The 17,144-nt window shown below is 58.2% G+C and carries 10 protein-coding genes; 9 read left to right on the forward strand and 1 reads right to left on the reverse strand.

Translation table 11 applies throughout. The features are described from left to right. The first annotated feature begins 155 nt into the window (after window positions 1–155). The 9 genes from SH661x_RS19775 (at window position 156) to SH661x_RS19815 (ending at window position 15,871) form a co-directional block, all read left to right on the forward strand. Entirely contained in the window at window positions 156–2,639 is a 2,484-nt protein-coding gene (locus SH661x_RS19775; protein ID WP_437225190.1) for a PPC domain-containing protein, read from the forward strand. Between the two features lie 66 nt (window positions 2,640–2,705). Continuing rightward, window positions 2,706–5,129 carry a DUF1553 domain-containing protein gene (locus tag SH661x_RS19780; RefSeq protein WP_437225192.1) on the forward strand — a complete coding sequence of 808 codons (2,424 nt, stop codon included), beginning with the start codon at window positions 2,706–2,708 and terminating at the stop codon, window positions 5,127–5,129. Between the two features lie 121 nt (window positions 5,130–5,250). After that, window positions 5,251–7,629, forward strand: coding sequence for a c-type cytochrome domain-containing protein (locus SH661x_RS19785; RefSeq protein ID WP_437225195.1), 2,379 nt, complete (start codon window positions 5,251–5,253; stop codon window positions 7,627–7,629). 372 nt (window positions 7,630–8,001) lie between these two features. Next, window positions 8,002–8,211 (forward strand): carbon storage regulator CsrA, encoded by a 210-nt coding sequence (gene csrA / locus SH661x_RS19790; protein WP_437225197.1) that lies wholly within the window; start codon window positions 8,002–8,004, stop codon window positions 8,209–8,211. Window positions 8,212–8,657: 446 nt separating this feature from the next. After that, window positions 8,658–9,881: an MraY family glycosyltransferase gene (locus SH661x_RS19795; RefSeq protein WP_437225199.1), complete on the forward strand. Its 1,224-nt coding sequence runs from the start codon at window positions 8,658–8,660 to the stop codon at window positions 9,879–9,881. 215 nt (window positions 9,882–10,096) lie between these two features. Beyond that, entirely contained in the window at window positions 10,097–12,013 is a 1,917-nt protein-coding gene (locus tag SH661x_RS19800) for an ABC transporter substrate-binding protein (RefSeq protein WP_437225202.1), read from the forward strand. Between the two features lie 77 nt (window positions 12,014–12,090). Continuing rightward, window positions 12,091–13,074 carry an ABC transporter permease gene (locus SH661x_RS19805; RefSeq protein ID WP_437225205.1) on the forward strand — a complete coding sequence of 328 codons (984 nt, stop codon included), beginning with the start codon at window positions 12,091–12,093 and terminating at the stop codon, window positions 13,072–13,074. 33 nt (window positions 13,075–13,107) lie between these two features. Next, complete coding sequence (locus SH661x_RS19810; protein WP_437225208.1) at window positions 13,108–14,187, forward strand: ABC transporter permease; 1,080 nt, start codon at window positions 13,108–13,110, stop codon at window positions 14,185–14,187. Between the two features lie 382 nt (window positions 14,188–14,569). Beyond that, window positions 14,570–15,871, forward strand: a complete 1,302-nt coding sequence (locus tag SH661x_RS19815; RefSeq protein WP_437225210.1) for a beta-ketoacyl-[acyl-carrier-protein] synthase family protein — start codon at window positions 14,570–14,572, stop codon at window positions 15,869–15,871. Window positions 15,872–15,898: 27 nt separating this feature from the next. Here SH661x_RS19815 and SH661x_RS19820 read toward each other — a convergent pair whose 3' ends face one another. Continuing rightward, window positions 15,899–16,837: a UbiA family prenyltransferase gene (locus tag SH661x_RS19820; protein WP_437225212.1), complete on the reverse strand. Its 939-nt coding sequence runs from the start codon at window positions 16,835–16,837 to the stop codon at window positions 15,899–15,901. Window positions 16,838–17,144 lie beyond the last annotated feature (307 nt).

Genomic DNA, 17,144 nt, shown 5'->3' on the forward strand with positions numbered 1-17,144 from the left:
CCATGAGTCATTGGCATAAGCGACCTGCGTCTGATCGCGGGTCGTGACGTCGAGTGGGGCGCTCGACGAATCGAGGTCTGGTCTGAGCGCACTGGCTGCCGGGTTCGGTTGCCAGTGCAGCTCCCATGAACTGAATTGAATTCTGGGGTGGGACGATGCGTTTGCTTTCTTTCGTGCTTGTCTGTTGCGCCGCTGGCTTTCTCTTCTGCCCGGCCGCAGAAGCTGCCAATCCGCGATTCAATCGGACAGAGCCCATCGGCGGACAGCGTGGCACGGAAGTTGACGTCATCCTGAAAGGGGATCGTCTGGACGATGCCGAAGAGCTGCTGCTTTACGACTCCGGAATGGAAGTCACGCATTTCGAAGTGATCCAGGAAGAAGAACGGAAGAAGCGCGGCGACCGGATTAAGGTTCGCCTGAAGATCGACCCGCAGTGCAGGCTGGGCACTCAGAGAATGCGGGTCCGCACCAAAACCGGGATGTCTGAACTCGTCAACTTCCATGTCGGCGCCTTCCCGATTGTCGAGGAAGTCGAGCCGAATACAGAATTCAGCTCACCTCAGGTCATCCCGAACAACTCTTCAGTGGCCGGAAAGATCACTCCCGAGGACGTCGATTACTATCAGATCGAAGCCAAAAAGGGAGAACGCATCTCCGCAGAGATTTTCGGAATGCGATTCGGAATGTCAGACGGCACGAACTACTTCGACCCGTATCTGGCGATTCTCAACTCCGATCGATTCGAACTGGCCGTCAGTGACGATTCCCCCCTGGTCTGGAACGACGCCGTTGTGTCCATCATCGCCCCCGAAGACGGGAAGTATTACCTGCAGGTGCGGGACGCGTCCTACAACGGCGACAATAATGCCCATTATCTGCTGCATGTTGGAAACTTCCCACGCCCTGTGGCGGTGCTGCCTGCAGGGGGGCGGCCCGGGCAGACTCTGGACGTCACGTTCCTGGGCGATGTCTCCGGGACCGTCACGCGCCAAGTGACCCTGCCTGCCGAAATTCCGGAAGACGGCTTTGGGCTCGACCTTCAGGATGATCATGGAATCACTCCATCCCGCCTCCCCTTCCTGCTCTCGGACATCGACAACTTCATTGAGCAGGAACCGAACAATGATCTCGCGACTGCAACCGCAGGTTCAGTTCCGGGGGCCTTCAACGGGGTCATCTCCGAAAAGGGAGATCAGGACTTCTTCAAGTTCACCGCACAGAAAGATCAGGAGTTCCAGTTCGAAGTGTATGCCCGGCGCATCCGCTCGGGACTCGACCCTGTGTTGACGATTTTCCGAATTCGCGACGGTGCCCGACTCGCCAGCGACGATGACGCTCGTCGACCCGACTCCGCCCTGAAATTCAAGTTTCCGGAAGATGGCGAATACGCCTTGATGGTCAACGACCACCTGGGCAACGGAAGTCCGACTTACACCTATCGCGTTGAAGTCACGCTCCCGCAACCCAGGCTGCATGCAGAGCCGACCGAATTCGCCCGCTACGTGCAATCGCAGATCGTCATCCCGCAGGGGGGCGGAATCGGAATCGTTGCCAACGTGCAGCGAGGTGATTTTGGCGGCCCGGTCAACTTCCGCAGCGAAGACCTGCCTCCCGGCGTGCGGATGGAATGCCCGGCCAACTGGCGGGAAGACGGCTCGGCGACCGTGGTGTTCTATGCCGATGAGACCGCTCCTCTGGGAGGCAAGTTCTCGAAGATCGAAGCCTTCCTCGATGACCCCAAGCAGCCGGATCGCAAGATCTCCGGACCGCTTCGCCAGGATGTGCTCATGATCCGGGCTCGGAACAACGACCGGGTCTGGGAAGAACGCATGAACCGCATGCCGGTCGTCGTGATTGAGAAGGCTCCATTCAAATGCTGGATCGAAACTCCTGCCGTTCCGGTCGTTAAGAATGGGAACATGAACCTGAAGATCCGCTGCGAGAAGGCAGAGGGCTGGGATGAAGAGATTCGTCTGGTCATGCTTCAGAATCCCCCCGGCGTGACTTCAAACGGTTCGGTGGTCATCGCCAAGGGAGCCAACGAAGCGGACATGGCAGTCAATGCGTCAGACGGCGCTGCTGTCCGTGAAAACATGATTGCCGTCCGCTGCATGGCGAAGTATGCCGGCGGTGATTACGAGTACGTGACCCCGCTGGTCCCCCTCCGAGTCGAAGATCGCTATATCAATTTTGAATTCGCACAAGGGGCCGTCGAGCAAGGCAAGGAAACCCCGTACCTGATCAAGGTCACCAAGAACAAAGACTTCGAAGGTGAAGCCATCGCTGAACTTGTCGGACTTCCCGCGAACGCCACTGCGGAAAAAATGAAGCTCACCAAAGACACCGCCGAGTTCATGTTCACCATCAAGGCAGCTGAGGACACTCCCCCCGGAATGTCCCAGAACGTGCAGTGCCGCGTGGAAGTGCCGGAAAACGGAACTGTCGTCCTGCATAATCTGGGGAACGGCCGTTTGCGGGTCGACAAGCCGGCTCCTCCTCCGAAGAATCCAGAGCCCACGCCTCCGATGCCAACCCCGATGCCGGAAGCTCCTGTCGCTCAGGCTGAAGCACCCCCCAAACCGCTTTCACGCCTGGAGCAACTGCGTTTGAAACAACAGCAGAAAGCTGCCGGCCAGTAATTTCGATCGAACGCGGCCCACCTCAAAATTGCGTTCGATCCTACCATCCAAAAAATTGATCCTTCCATGAAACGAATCCTCGCCTTGTGTCTGCTCGCCAGCTGGACCGCACAGTCTGTCGGCGCCGCTGAACTCGTCGAACTCCGGGTCTTCCCCAAAGAAGTCCGGCTCTCCACTCAGCGAGCCCGTCAGGGAGTCGTGGTGCAGGGTGTGTACGACGACGGAATCACCCGCGATCTTTCGTCTCGTGCGGAATGGAAGTTTGACAACGAATCGCTCGTCCGCCGCGAAGGAAATCAGATCTTCCCCGTTGCTGACGGTCAGACTCAACTGAACGTCACCGTAGACGGCAAAAGTCAGCAGGTCCCCGTCCTGGTCGAGAAGGCACAAGTGGACCGCCCCATCAGCTTCAAGCTCGATGTCATGCCGGTCTTCATGAAAGCCGGCTGCAACACCGGAAGCTGTCACGGAGCCGCTCGAGGCAAAGACGGGTTCCGGCTCTCCCTGTTCGGTTACGATCCGGATGGCGACCATTTCCGTCTGACTCGCGAACAGCTCGGCCGTCGTATCGATCTGGCTGTGCCTGAAGCCAGTCTGCTGGTCGAGAAGTCCATCGGAGCAGTTCCTCACACGGGGGGCAAGCGGTTCGAAATGGACTCTCCGCTGAACAAGTCCATCCTGGAATGGATCTCCAACAACGCTCCTCTGGATCCTCCGGAACAGGCCACCTGTACTTCCATCAGTCTGTATCCCTCACAGGCAGTGATGGATGGAGCTGGCGAAACTCAGCAGATGGTCGTGATCGCGACCTACTCCGACAACACAACCCGTGACGTCACGTCGCTGGCCTCGTTCTTCTCCAGCAACGATACCTCGGCCAAGATCGACGAAAACGGACTGGTCACCGCTGGTGAACGTGGCGAAGCCTTTGTGATGGCTCGCTTCGACGTGCACACGCAGGGGTCTCAGTTCCTCGCGCTCCCGAAAGGCCTGCAGTACGAACAGATTCCCGAAGAGCCCGCCAACTACATCGATGAGCTGGTCGCTTCGAAGCTGAAGAAGATCCGGGTCAATCCTTCGGAAATCTGCAGCGACGAAGAGTTCCTGCGTCGCGCTTCAATTGACCTCGTAGGACTGCTGCCCGACTACGAAGAGTTCACCGCCTTCATGGCCGACACAGATCCCGACAAGCGCACCAAGAAAATCGACGAACTGCTCGGCCGCAAGGAATTCACAGAAATGTGGGTGGCCAAGTGGGCGGAATGGCTGATGATGCGGTCGGGGGGTGAAGGTCAGATCCCCGAGAAGTCGATCGTTCTGTACTCGCAGTGGCTGGTCGACCAGATCGCCAACAACGTGCCGATGGATCAAATGGTTCGCACCATCCTCGGCTCGTCCGGAGGAACGTTCGCTTCACCCGCAACCAACTTCTACGAGCTGGAAAAGGACAAGCTGAAAGTCTCTGAAAACATCGCCCAGATCTTCATGGGGATGCGGATTCAATGTGCCCAGTGCCACAATCACCCGTTTGACCGCTGGACTCAGAACGACTACTACGACTTCGCAGCCTTCGTGGCCCAGATCGGTCGCAAGCCCAGCGAAGACCTGCGTGAAGTGATCATCTTCAACAGCGGCGGCGGCGAGATCAATCACCCCGTCACCGGCCAGAAGTCGATCCCCAAATTCCTGGGCGGGGACCGTCCCGACCTGACCGGCAAGGACCGTCGTGTGGTCCTCGCGGAATGGCTGGCTTCTCCGGACAACCCGTTCTTCGCACGCAACTTCAGCAACCGCGTCTGGCATCACTTCTTCGGAATCGGAATCGTGGAGCCGTTCGACGATGTGCGAATCTCCAATCCTCCATCGAATCCAGAACTGCTGGATGCCCTCGCCAGCAACTTCACAGCGTACCAGTACGACTTCAAGAAGCTGGTGCGGGACATCTGTCTGTCGAAGACGTATCAGCGGACGACTCGTCGCAACGAGAGCAATATGACTGATGAGCGAAACTTCGCACATCAGACCATCCGCCGCATCAAGGCCGAGTCGATGCTGGACATCATCAGCCAGGTCACCGGCACGAAGGATGACTTTGCGAAACTGCCTGTCGGGGCCCGTGCCGTGCAGATCAACGACGGTCGAACCTCAACCTACTTCCTGCAGACTTTCGGACGCGCCACCCGGGAGACAGCCTGCTCGTGCGAAGTCCGTATGGAGCCCACACTCTCCCAGGCTCTGCACCTGATGAACGGTGATACTGTCGACGGGAAGATGCGGAGCGGCGAGATGCTCAAGAAACTTCAGGAACAGAATCTTGCTCCGATGGAGATTGTCGATCGCCTGTATGTGGCCTGCCTGACTCGACATCCGACCCAGACCGAGATTGATAACCTGACCCCGCTGGTCTCGGACGAGAGCCGTCGGCAGCAAGGGCTGGAAGACATCTACTGGGCCTTGTTGAATTCACGTGAATTCCTGTTCAACCACTGATCCTGGAAGCTCGCCCGGCCTGATGTGAATGAACGCAGGCCGGGTGACCCACTGATGCGTTCCCCCCCGAACACCACTGCCCGCTCATTCCCTGGCCCTCCGCCTTACCCCACCTGACACCATGCGACGAACTCTACTTTTCAGCACACTTCTGTTCGCTGCAGGCCATAACTGGGTTTATGCCGAAGATCAGAAACCCGACGCCCCGCCGGCCGAGAAGGTCACGTTCGTCGATGATGTCCTGCCGATCTTCCGTTCGAAATGCGGCTCGTGCCACAACGCGAACGACAAAAAGGGAGGACTGGTTCTCGATAACTACTCAGCCATGATGCTGGGGGGCTCATCGGGCACATCCATCGAAGCGGGAGACGCCGGCAACAGCTATCTCTTCAGCCTGATCACACACGCCAGCGAACCGAAGATGCCGCCCAACGCGGACAAACTTCCCGCTGAGCAACTGGCCGTCATCGAGAAGTGGATCAACCTGGGCGCGCTTGAAAACTCCGGCAGCAAAGCGGCCATGAAGAAGAAGCCGTCGCTGGCCAAGATTGAAGTGTCGACAGCCCGTCCTGCGGAAGTCGCAATGCCCGAGCGGTATCTGGGCGACCCTGCTTACGAACCGTCGCACGTCAATGCCGTCACGGCGCTGGCAGTCAGTCCGTGGGCATCGCTGGCAGCTGTCTCCGGTTACAAACAGATCGGCATCTACGATTCAAAAACCCTTGACCTCCTGGGAGTTCTGCCCTTCCCCGAGGGGCGCGCTCAGATCGCCAAATTCAGCCGCAACGGGTCTCTTCTCCTGGTCGGTGGAGGACGAGGCGGCGAGAGCGGACGGGTCGTCGTGTACGACGTTCGCACGGGGGAACGTAAGGTCGAACTCGGTGATGAATACGATGAAGTCCTGGCTGCGGACATCAGTTCCGATCAGACTTTGATCGCCCTGGGAGGCCCCAAGAAGATGCTGCGGGTTTACTCCGTGGAAACCGGAGAACTGCTCTTCGAAAACAAGAAGCACACCGACTGGATCACCGCCATTGAATTCAGCCCCGATGGCGTGCTGCTGGCCTCCGGAGACCGGAGCAACGGACTGATCGTCTGGGAATCGGGCACCGGCGAACTCTTCTACGACCTGCAGGGGCACAAGGCGGGGATTTCCGATGTCAGCTGGCGTCCGGACAGTAACGTTGTCGCTTCCGCCAGCGAAGACGGGACCATCAAACTCTGGGAAATGCAGAACGGTGGACTGGTGAAGTCCTGGGACGCCCATGGGGGCGGCGCGACTTCACTGGAGTACACCCGCGATGGCGATCTTGTTTCCACCGGCCGTGACCGTGTCACCCGGTACTGGAAGGGTGACGGCGCAAAAATTCGAGACCTCCCCGCAGTGGCGGACATCGCCATGGAAGTCGCTTTCGATGCGGAAACCAAGCGGATTCTCACCGGTGACTGGACAGGGCAAATCACTCTGTGGAACGCAGAGGACGGAGCCCAGCTCGGATCGATCAACACCAATCCTCCTTCGGTCAAGAAGCAGCTGGCCCAGGTGACGGCCGGTCTTGAGCAGTTGAAGGGTCAGCTGAACGGCCACCAGACGAATCTGGCAAACCTCCAGAAGGGGATTGCAGAACGTCAGAAGAAGGCCGAAGAAGGGGCGGCACTCGCTGCCAAAGCCGCAGAAAATTCCAAGCAGGCGCTCGCCAAAAAGCAGCAGGCGGAAGAAGCTGTGAAGGCCAAGCAGGCTGCCATGGTCGCTGCAGAAGGGACCCTGAAAGAAACACAGGCAGCCGTTGCTCTGCTCAACACGCAGCTGCAGCAGCACACGGAAAAAGCCAATGCCGCCCAGGCTGCCATGAAGGGACCGACCGACGCGTTGGCTGAAGTGACTCAGGCTCGACAGGTGGCTGCAACTGCACTCACCGATCTGACTGCCAAGTCCCAGGAAGCAGCCAAGGCTGCAGAGCCGACCGAAGCAGAAAAGCCTCTGCTGGAGTCCGATGAAGCGGTCAAAAAGGCGGTCGCCGATCGCCAGGAAGCAGCCAAAGTCGCGCTCGAGGCCATGAATCAGGCAAAGGTCCAACTGGATGCAGCTCAGGCCAAAATGGCCGAAGTGGAAAAGCAGCTGGCTGCTGCAAAGACTGAATTCGAAGCAATGACCAAAGTCGTCCAGACGGCCCGTGAACAGATGACCGCCGCGAACACGACGATGGAAGCGGCCGGAAAGGGGATGGAGACCGCCCGCAAGACACTCGAAGAAGTTCAGGCCGAACTGACAGCTGCGGTTCAGAACGAACAGGCCGCTGCCAAGGGGGCGTCAGAGGCTCAGGCGGCAGCTGAAAAACTGGCCGCTGCTGCCAAGCCAACGGAAGAAGAGCAAAAGGGAATCGACGCTGCCAATGCAGCGATTGCAGCTGCTCAAGCACAGCTGGCTGTGGAAGAGGCTCGACTGGCTCGCCTGCAGAAGATTTCCTCAGAGCTCGCACAGCCGACCGCTGCCCAGTAAAAATGGCGGAAATCTGCACAGATTTTTTGCTGGTCGGTTTCTCCTGTTGGTGAGCGGGGGACGTCAGTCCCCTGTTTCGTCAAGCATCCGGAGGCCGACACCTCCGGCTCGCCATGTGAGTACGGGCTTGAAGAAGATTACTGATAGCCGAAGAACCGGTACAGCCGGAACACTCACCGCCAGCTTGCCGGATCCCCCAAGACCTTCACTCTTCCTGTCTTCTCGAAACTGCCAAATTGCCGATTCCTTAGGTGTCGCAGGAGGCATTTGAAATTGGCCCTGCCACGAAGAGGAATCCACCAATTTACAAACGCCACTGCGAGCCGTTCCCTTTGGTCGAGGTTGAACGAGCTCCAACGAGGAGTCAGGAAGATGCTCGTGCTCTCGCGTCATCGAGATGAAAGTATCATGATCGGCGACAACATTGTCGTCACCATTGTGGACATTCGCGGCGACAAGGTTCGCCTGGGGATTCAGGCCCCGACCGAAATTCCAGTACACCGTCAGGAAGTTTACGAAGCGATTCAGCGGGAACGCGCCCCCCAGAAGCCGGGCGATCAGGCGGCCAGCGCCTCGTCCTGAGCCGAACTTCCGCAAGTCTAGACTAGTTTGGTCTATCATGTGCAGGCGATTCAGGATTTTCACCGCATGAAAGTCCATATGATCGCCTGCGGAACGTAATAGATTATTTGCAAAACCGCTCTAGCTGTGAACACGAAGCGTTGCCGGATCCTTCTCCGGCAACGCTTCTTCGTTTTAATCCCTGTCTCAGGGGAGTGTGGCGGCGATTCGGGGAGATTTGTCGTTCGAAAGCTGTGTTGATCGCCGCCGGAACGCCACACTGCGGTGAGATTCGCTCTAATCCCGCCGATTTTCGCCGGCCGTCCCCTTCACTCGATCTGTCGAACCCCGGGTTCGCTGGCATTCGGACGCGGGACTCTTCAGAGTGTGAGACATTCACGTCCCTGCAATTGCCGCGGAGCGAGGTCTTTTTCATTCCGGACCCGTTCTGCATCCCGGAGTGCGGCATGATCTGGTTTGTTGGCGCCTGCCTGGTTCCCGCGTTCGTCATTTCCTGGTGCATGACCTGGGTCATGCGATACTGGGCACCCCGCTTGGGATTGGTCGATCAGCCGAATTCCCGCAAGGTCCATACGACCCCCACCCCCATGGGGGGAGGAATTGCCATCTATCTGGGGGTGGTGATTCCCCTGCTGCTGGCACAGCTGGCCGCCTCGGTGCTCTATGCCTCTCCTTTGGATCAGGCGTTTCTCCCGGAGTCGATCCGTGTTCATATCCCCGGCGTTCTGTACCGGTCCTCCCAGCTGTGGGCCGTCATTGCAGCCGCGTCGTTATTGATGGCCATGGGACTGCTCGATGACCGGTTCGGCCTGTCCTGGCGGGTCCGGTTGTCCATTCAGTTCCTGCTGGCGATTGCTCTGGTCAGCAGTGGAATTCGAGGTTCCGTGCTGATCTCGGCCCCCTGGGTCGGCATGGTTCTGACGGTCTTCTGGATGGTCGTGCTGATCAACTCCCTGAATTTTCTTGACAACATGGATGGCCTGTGTGCCGGGATCGGACTCATTGCTTCGCTGCTGTTCGCCTGGATCATGCTGCAGCTCACCAGTGAGCCGCGATGGCTTGTGGGGGGATGCCTGTTGATTCTCGCAGGCTCGATCGGCGGCTTCCTGTACCACAACTGGACACCGGCCAGGATTTTCATGGGGGATGCCGGAAGTACATTCATCGGACTGATGCTCGCGACGATGACAGTGCTGGGAACGTTCTACGAGGAATCCTTTAAAGAGCCGCACGTGCTGCTCGCACCGCTGTTTATTCTGGCGATTCCGCTGTATGACTTCCTGACCGTCGTGGGGATCCGGCTGGCGAATGGGAAGAGTCCGTTTCAGCCGGACCGAAACCATTTCTCCCACCGTCTGACCGATCTGGGCCTGAGCCGTCGCAATGCTGTGCTCACGGTCCACTTCACCACACTGGCCACCGGGCTCGGGGCGATCCTCCTTTATCATGTAAATACCTGGTCCGCTGCATGGCTGGTGATTTCGATTGAGCTCTCGTTGTTGGTGGTGGTGTCGATTCTGGAATCCGCAGGACGCAAGCAGGCTCGCGTTGCCCGGCAGAACGGAGTGGATTCGCAGTTCGCCCTGCCGGTCTCGATTGCTCAGAATGCGCCGCAGCAGCCCGTCTCCCCCGAGGAAAGTTCGAAGCCCCCCCTGACCACGGAGAGCTGACGCTTCCCGGCAGCCGCCTTCAATGGCCTTCCCCCTTGCCCTGCTCATGCCGGTTTGCCAGAATCGGCGAACGTCTCGCCGCCTGTTCTCCGCAGATCACTCGAAGCAGGGCTCGCGCAGCGTGGTTTTCGATCCAGGAATCGTCAGTCGCTGCCGGGCAAACTGTGATCTGCCGATAGGCAAGTCGCACTGGCCCCGAAGAGGATGATGCCCTGATGAAGGATTATCGAAGCAGCCGCGTTTTTGGCTCTGTTCTGCTGCTGGCCCTGTTGGCTGCGGGATGCCCTTCCGGATCGAGTTCATCCAGTTCGGGAACGGGTGCAGACGGCACACACCCTGGGATCGAGCCCTTCGACCCGCCGACGCTTGCCGAACTGGACGCGGAAGCGAACTGGCAGGATCAACCCGTCATCGACGCCATGGACGCGTACCGGGAGCTGAAGGCTTCCGAGCCGGAACTGGTCAGCGTGCAGGAGGCACTCAAACTTCGCAATAACTCAACCGAGGACAACGACAAGATCCTCAGCGCGTTGAGCCGACCGCCCGCAGCGGACTCCGATGTCAATTTCGATGCGGAGATCAAACGCCATCTGGGGGGAGATATCAATTCGACGAATCCGTTCATGCAGAGTTCGACGTCCGACGCCGACGTTCTCGGCCCTACAGGAGTTGGATTCTTCAGCATCGACTGGAAAATGGACCCCTTTGCCCCGAAGGACACCGTGGTCTCGTGGCAGACGAGTGAAAACAAGCTCTACGATAAGATTGTCATGCGGAAAGACCTGGTCTGGTCGGACGGAAAGCCGATCACCGCCCATGACGTGATGTTTTCATTTCAGACTCTCATGAATCCGGAAATCCCTATTCCCGCCGCTCGCACGGGTATGGACAAGGTCCGCTGGGTTCAGGCCTACGATGACTACACCTTCGTCATCTTCCACAAAGAGTCTCTGGCGACGAACGTCTGGAACTGCAGCTTCCCGATCATCCCGAAGCACATTTACGAGAAATCCATTGCCGACGACCCCACACTGACCGACTCCGACTACCACCAGAAGTACGAACAGAATCCTGTCGTCGGGGGCCCGTACAAAGTGACCAAGCGGGTCAAAGGGCAGGAGATTCTGCTCGAACGCCGTGAAGAGTGGTACATGCAGAACGGCAAGCAGGTGCGAGCCAAGCCCTACTACAAGCAGATCCGCTTCCGTGTCATCGAAGATTCGACCACAGCTCGGCTGGCTCTGAATGACGGCCAACTGGACGAAATGGAATTCCAGCCACGTCAGTGGGTCGAGCAGACCAACGATGATGCCTTCTACAAGCGGAACACCAAGGTTCGCGGCGTCCAGTGGGTGTACTACTACTTCGGCTGGAACATGAAGACCCCATTGTTCAGCGATGTCAAAGTTCGTCAGGCAATGTCCTATGCCACGAACTACAACCAGATTCTGAACACGCTGTGCTACGGACTCTATGAACAGGCGACGGGCGAGTTTCCTGAAGGCAACTGGGCAGCGCCGCTCAAACCCAGAACGCCCTATCATCAGGATCTCGCCAAAGCTGAACAACTCCTGAACGAAGCCGGATGGACAGACTCCGATGGCGACGGAATCCGGGACAAGAAGATCAACGGCCAGCTGGTCAAGTTCGAATTCCAGATCATGTGCGCCAATGAACAGCTGCGTATCGATATCTGTACGTCACTCGCGGAAAGCCTGAGCCGGCTGGGAATCACCTGCAACGTGCAGCCGACCGAATTCACCGTGATGCAGCAGCGGGCACAGGAACACAAGTTCCAGGCCATGTTCGGCGGCTGGGGAACAGGAGCAGATCCCTCAACCACGGAAAACCTGTGGAAGACCGATGAAAGCCGCAACTACTGCGGCTACTCCAACAAGAAAGTGGACGAGCTGTTCGCGCAGGCATTGCATGAACTCGACCAGTCCAAGCGAGCCGAATATTACCGCGAAATCGATCAGATTCTCTGGGACGATCAGCCTTACACCTGGCTGTACTACCGGAGCGGGTTCTTCGGCTTCAACAAGCAGCTTCGAGGGTATATGTTCAGCCCGCGAGGACCGTTCAGCTACAGTCCCGGCTTTGACGCCATCTGGACGACAGCCACCCCCTGAACGCTGTGAATCGCTCTGCCGGGCAACCTGCAGTTCGCGTTGATGACCGTAACCGTTTTTGAAACCTGGCTGGTTCTATGCTGACGTATCTCATTCGTCGACTGGCGATAGGCTCGCTGACGCTGCTGTTGATCACATTTGTGATCTACGGCCTGATTCGCAGCATGCCGGGAACACCGCTGACGGTGAATATGGCGGAGACGGACCCCAGCAAGCAGATGTCACCGGAACGACTGAAACAGCTCAACGTCATTTACGGTCTCGACAAGCCCTGGCCACAGGCTTACGCCAAGTGGATCACGAACGTGTTCAAAGGGGATCTGGGAAGATCGTTTTCCCGCAAGCAGCCGGTGACCAAGATCATCGGAGATCGCATCGGCCCCACCCTGCTGCTGTCGATCCCTTCATTGATCCTCAGCTATCTGCTGGCGATTCCGCTCGGCCTGTATTGCAGTGCCCGCGACGGCAAAACGGATGAACGTGTGCTGAGTACCGGTCTGTACATGCTGTATTCGTTCCCATCGTTTGTCGCGGCGTTGTTTCTTCAGCTCCTGTTTGCGGTCCATCTCAGATGGCTGCCGCTCTTCGGGATGGTGGGCGACAACTACGAAAGTCTGAGCCTGCTGGGGAAAACGTGGGACATCTTTACCCACGCACTTCTCCCCGTCACCGTCTTCACGTATGGCGGTCTGGCTTATGACGCCCGCTTCATCCGGGCGAACATGCAGGAAGTGCTGCGACAGGATTACATCCGGACCGCCCGTGCGAAGGGACTGGGACCGGTTTCTGTGATCGGCAAACATGCCTTTCGAAACACGCTGATCCCGCTGGTGACGCTGATCGGCCTGACGCTGCCCGGTCTCCTCAGCGGATCGGTCATCGTCGAACAGATTTTCACCTGGCCGGGGATGGGGCGACAGTTCTTCGAATCGATTACCGAACGGGACTACCCGACGGTGATGGGACTGACGCTCATGTTCTCTGTTCTGACTCTGGCAGCCCAGCTGCTCGCAGATATCCTTTACGCACTGGTCGATCCCCGCATCCGTCTGGATCACTGACCGGTTTCCCATCGTGACATCGTATCCCTTCGCATGAACCAGACGCCTCCGCTTCCGAGAGTCCTGCCGAAATCCCCCGGCTTCTGGGCGGAGTCGTGGCGGCGTTTTCGCCGGCGCCGACTGCCGATGATGGCCCTGGCATTTGTGGCCTTCCTCACAGTCGTGGCCATCTTCTCCCCAGCGATCGTCGGAACCAAACCGCTGGTCTGCCGGTACAAGGGGCAGATCTATTTCCCGTGCATGGGCTACTTCAGCCCGCGCTGGGAAGCGACCTTCGCCGGGAGCCCGTTTTTCAAACGCTACCCGAAGATCCTCAAAGAGCAGGACCCGCAGAGCTGGGCCGTCTGGCCCCTGCAGTACAACGATCCCGCTCGCGCAGTGACGGAAGACGAATGGCCCGGTCGGCCCGCCAACCCGCAAAGCAAAGGCCCGAGCTGGCAGAACTGGTTCGGCACGGACTCGCGTGGCTTCGACGTCTTTGCCCAGATGGTCCACGGCACCCGAACCGCTCTTCTGGTCGGCGTCGTCTCGATGGGAATTGCTGCAGCGATCGGCATCACCTTCGGCTCACTGGCCGGCTACTACGGCGGATGGATCGACATCGTCCTCAGCCGGCTGATTGAAGTGGTGATGTGTGTCCCGACGCTGATTCTGATTCTGGCTCTCATTGCTGTGATCGAAGTTCCAAGCATGATGCACATGATGGTCGTGATCGGAGCAACCGGCTGGACCGGAATTGCCCGGCTGATCCGGGGAGAATTTCTCAAACAGAAATCGCTGGATTACGTCTCCGCAGCGAGGGTGCTGGGGGCCGGTTCTTTTCGAATTATCTTCCGGTATCTGCTCCCGAATTCACTCGCTCCGGTGCTCGTCCCGATCACGTTCGGGATTGCAGCTGCCATTTTGATCGAGACGGCGCTCAGCTACATCGGCTTCGGAGCGCCCCCTCCCAACCCGAGCTGGGGTCAGCTCTTGCGTTCAGGACAGGCGAATTATCAGAACTGGTGGCTGATCCTGTTCCCCGGACTCGCGATCTTTTTTACGGTCCTCTCCTACAACCTGATCGGCGAAGGCTTACAGGAAGCAACCGATCCCCGCCTGCGGGACGGCTGAAGTACCTGATCGCAACAAGCGAAGACCACGCCTGCAAACGAAACGCAAACATCTCCCACATAACAGGTTATAGACCAGATTAGACCCCAAACCGGCGATTTCCGGTGACTGGCCAGGGATTCATTTCCGGCAACTTTCCCGAACACTTTGCAGATCGCAGTTCGCCTCGTCAGAATAGAACGATCTGTATAAGATAGGACTTTTCAGCCTCGGCGCCGAAAGTGCAGGCGACGCGGGGCTTATAGAGACTTCGTCCGTGGTTCTGGTCAGGCGCCGGGACGGAGGTCAGTTTCGTCGTCCGAATTCGAAACTGGGGCAGGCTCGTGGAAGAATCTGCGTCTCCAGGATGAATCCAGCGATTCTCAGGAACAGCGTAAAAAATATGAGTGCAGCAGCGAATCAGCGCAAAATTGCGATCACTGGCATCGGTGTCTTTTCGCCCATCGGAATCGGGCGGCAGGAGTTTTTTGAGAACCTGCAGGCAGGCCGTTCGGGCATTGGCTCCATGGAGCACTATCACTGCACCGCCACCCCGGGAGGAATCGGAGGAGAGGTCAAAGGCTTCAACGAAGAGTCTGCGAAAAAGACCTACCTGAAAGCGGTCCGTAAGAGCATCAAGGTGATGAGTCGGGAGACCCAGCTGGGAACGGCTGTCGCATTGCAGGCCATCGAAGATGCACGACTGAATCCAGAAGAAATCAGCCGTGAACGGATCGGCGTGGAGTACGGTGCCAACCTGATGTTCTTCTCCCCGGATTCCATGGCTGACGCCGCAAAGGCCTGTAAAGACGAAGCCGGAAAGTTCACTTTCTCCGAGTGGGGCACAACAGGTCTGGGAGCGATGGAACCGCTCTGGATGCTCAAGTACCTGCCGAACATGCCGGCGTGTCACATTGCGATCAGCACAGATTCCCGCGGGCCGAACAACTCAGTCACGCTGGATGAAGCGAGCCCTGGTGTGGCACTGACCGAAGCCCTGAACATCCTCGAACGGGATGCTGCCGACGTCATGATCGTCGGCGGAACCGGAACCCGGATTCATCCTGTGCGTGCCATTCATGCCCGGCTGTGTGATCCGCTCGGCTATGATGAAGCCGATCCCAGCAAGAGCTCCAAGCCGTTCGACAAGAACCGGCGCGGACAGGTCGCCTCCGAAGGGGCCGGCTGCTTCGTGCTGGAAGAAGAAGGACACGCGAAGGCCCGTGGTGCGACAATCTACGGCTATCTGATCAGCGGGAGTTCCTCCTGCGTGGCCTCTCCGGATGGGACTCCGGACATTCGTCAGGCAGTGAAGAACGCTGTCAACTCGGCACTTCGCCGAGCGAAACTGAACATCTCCGATATCGGCCACATCAACGCCCATGGTCTGGCGGGGCCGAAAGAAGACGTGGAAGAAGCAGCAGCGTTGCGTGAGCTGATCGGTGATCACAAGATTCCGGTCACGGCTCTGAAGGGACACTTCGGCAACGCAGGAGCTGCCACCGGCTTCTTCGAAATCGTTGGTTCTCTGCTCTCACTCTCGCAGGGAGTGATCCCGCCGACCGTCAACTGCGACGAGCCCGATCCGGAACTCGGACTCCCGCTGGTTCAGGGGAAGCCGCTCGCCACGAGCAACAAGAAATTCCTGAACATCAATTTCACGCGACCGGGACAGGCCAGCGCTGTGATCATTGAAGCGGTCTGATCAGATCTGAAGTGATCGATAGACTCGCTACGTCATGGAGATCCAGCGCCGCAGCAGGATCGCCGGGGCGATGAGTGTCAGCGTGCAAAGCGTAAAGAGCAGTCCGGATGGACCGATCCGGAAGTAGATCATCATGGCGTCGATCGTGGTGATCGAGAGCAGCAGTGACCCGATTGTCGGTTGAACGCGGGCGGGGACCGGATCGGCGACGGCAATCAATGCCCTTCGGTTCAAAGAGAACGCAATCACCCCCCAGAGCAGCAGTGTTGACGTCGAATCGGCAGTGCCGACTGGTCCCAGGTCGATTCCGACTTTCCTGGGAACATCGAGCATCCACAACGCCAGCAGGATCAGGCCCAGATCGATCAGGGCGAGTCCCCCGACGAGTGACTGACGGCGGCTGACGCGCGCTTCAGACCGAGCGAACCACGTGACTCCCGTCACATAGATTCCCATCGCAATTGCCACGTACAGCTGGGGCTGACCAAAGATCTCGGGGACGCTCTCAGCAGCACTGCTGGCCCCCAGCAGAATATTGAAGAACCGGCAGCTTCCCATCATCACCGGTCCCGCGGGGGTATGCTTCAAAACGCCGTCATACAGCAGAATGGCAGCAGCCAGCATCAGAGCAGTGACCAAACTCGTCACTCCCGCCATTCCGGCGAATGCCATCCCGGAGAGCATCAACACAGATCCAAACCCAACGGCCCCATTCCAGCTGACTGCCCCCGAGGGGATCGGCCGCTGTGGACGTTCCAGCTGATCCTGGCGCAGATCAAAGACGTCGTTAAAGACCATTCCGGACAAATACAGGGCGGCACTCGATGCCAGCAGCAGGAGAAACTCGGCAAATGGATCCCAGCGGGAGTGGGTCAGAAGAAAGCCGACGCAGATATCGGCCAGTGCGGTGAAGACCGCCGGAAGTCGTGCCAGTCGCAGCCAGGGAAGCAGAGAGTTGGAACGCATAACACGGAGCTTTCAGCTGTCAGTGGCGGGCCATGTCCTTGGTCGCAGATATTCTTGGAATGAGTGAATGCTGACGACTCGCAACCAATAAAAAAAGGACGCCGAACCCAGGTGAGTTCGGCGTCCAGATTTCTCGGAATGTTGACCGTCACGTTTGAGTCGGGGAGAACTCGGCGATCAGGTCGGTTCCGTTTTCAAATTAGTTGCAAGCACCGCAAGGAGCACCGCAGGTCGGAGCACCGCAGGTGGGAGCACATGCGTTGCCAGCGTCGCAGTAATCATCGCACTTGTGGCAGCCGTGCTTCTT

The sequence above is a fragment of the Planctomicrobium stercoris genome (genome assembly GCF_051465655.1).
Classification (GTDB): domain Bacteria; phylum Planctomycetota; class Planctomycetia; order Planctomycetales; family Planctomycetaceae; genus Planctomicrobium.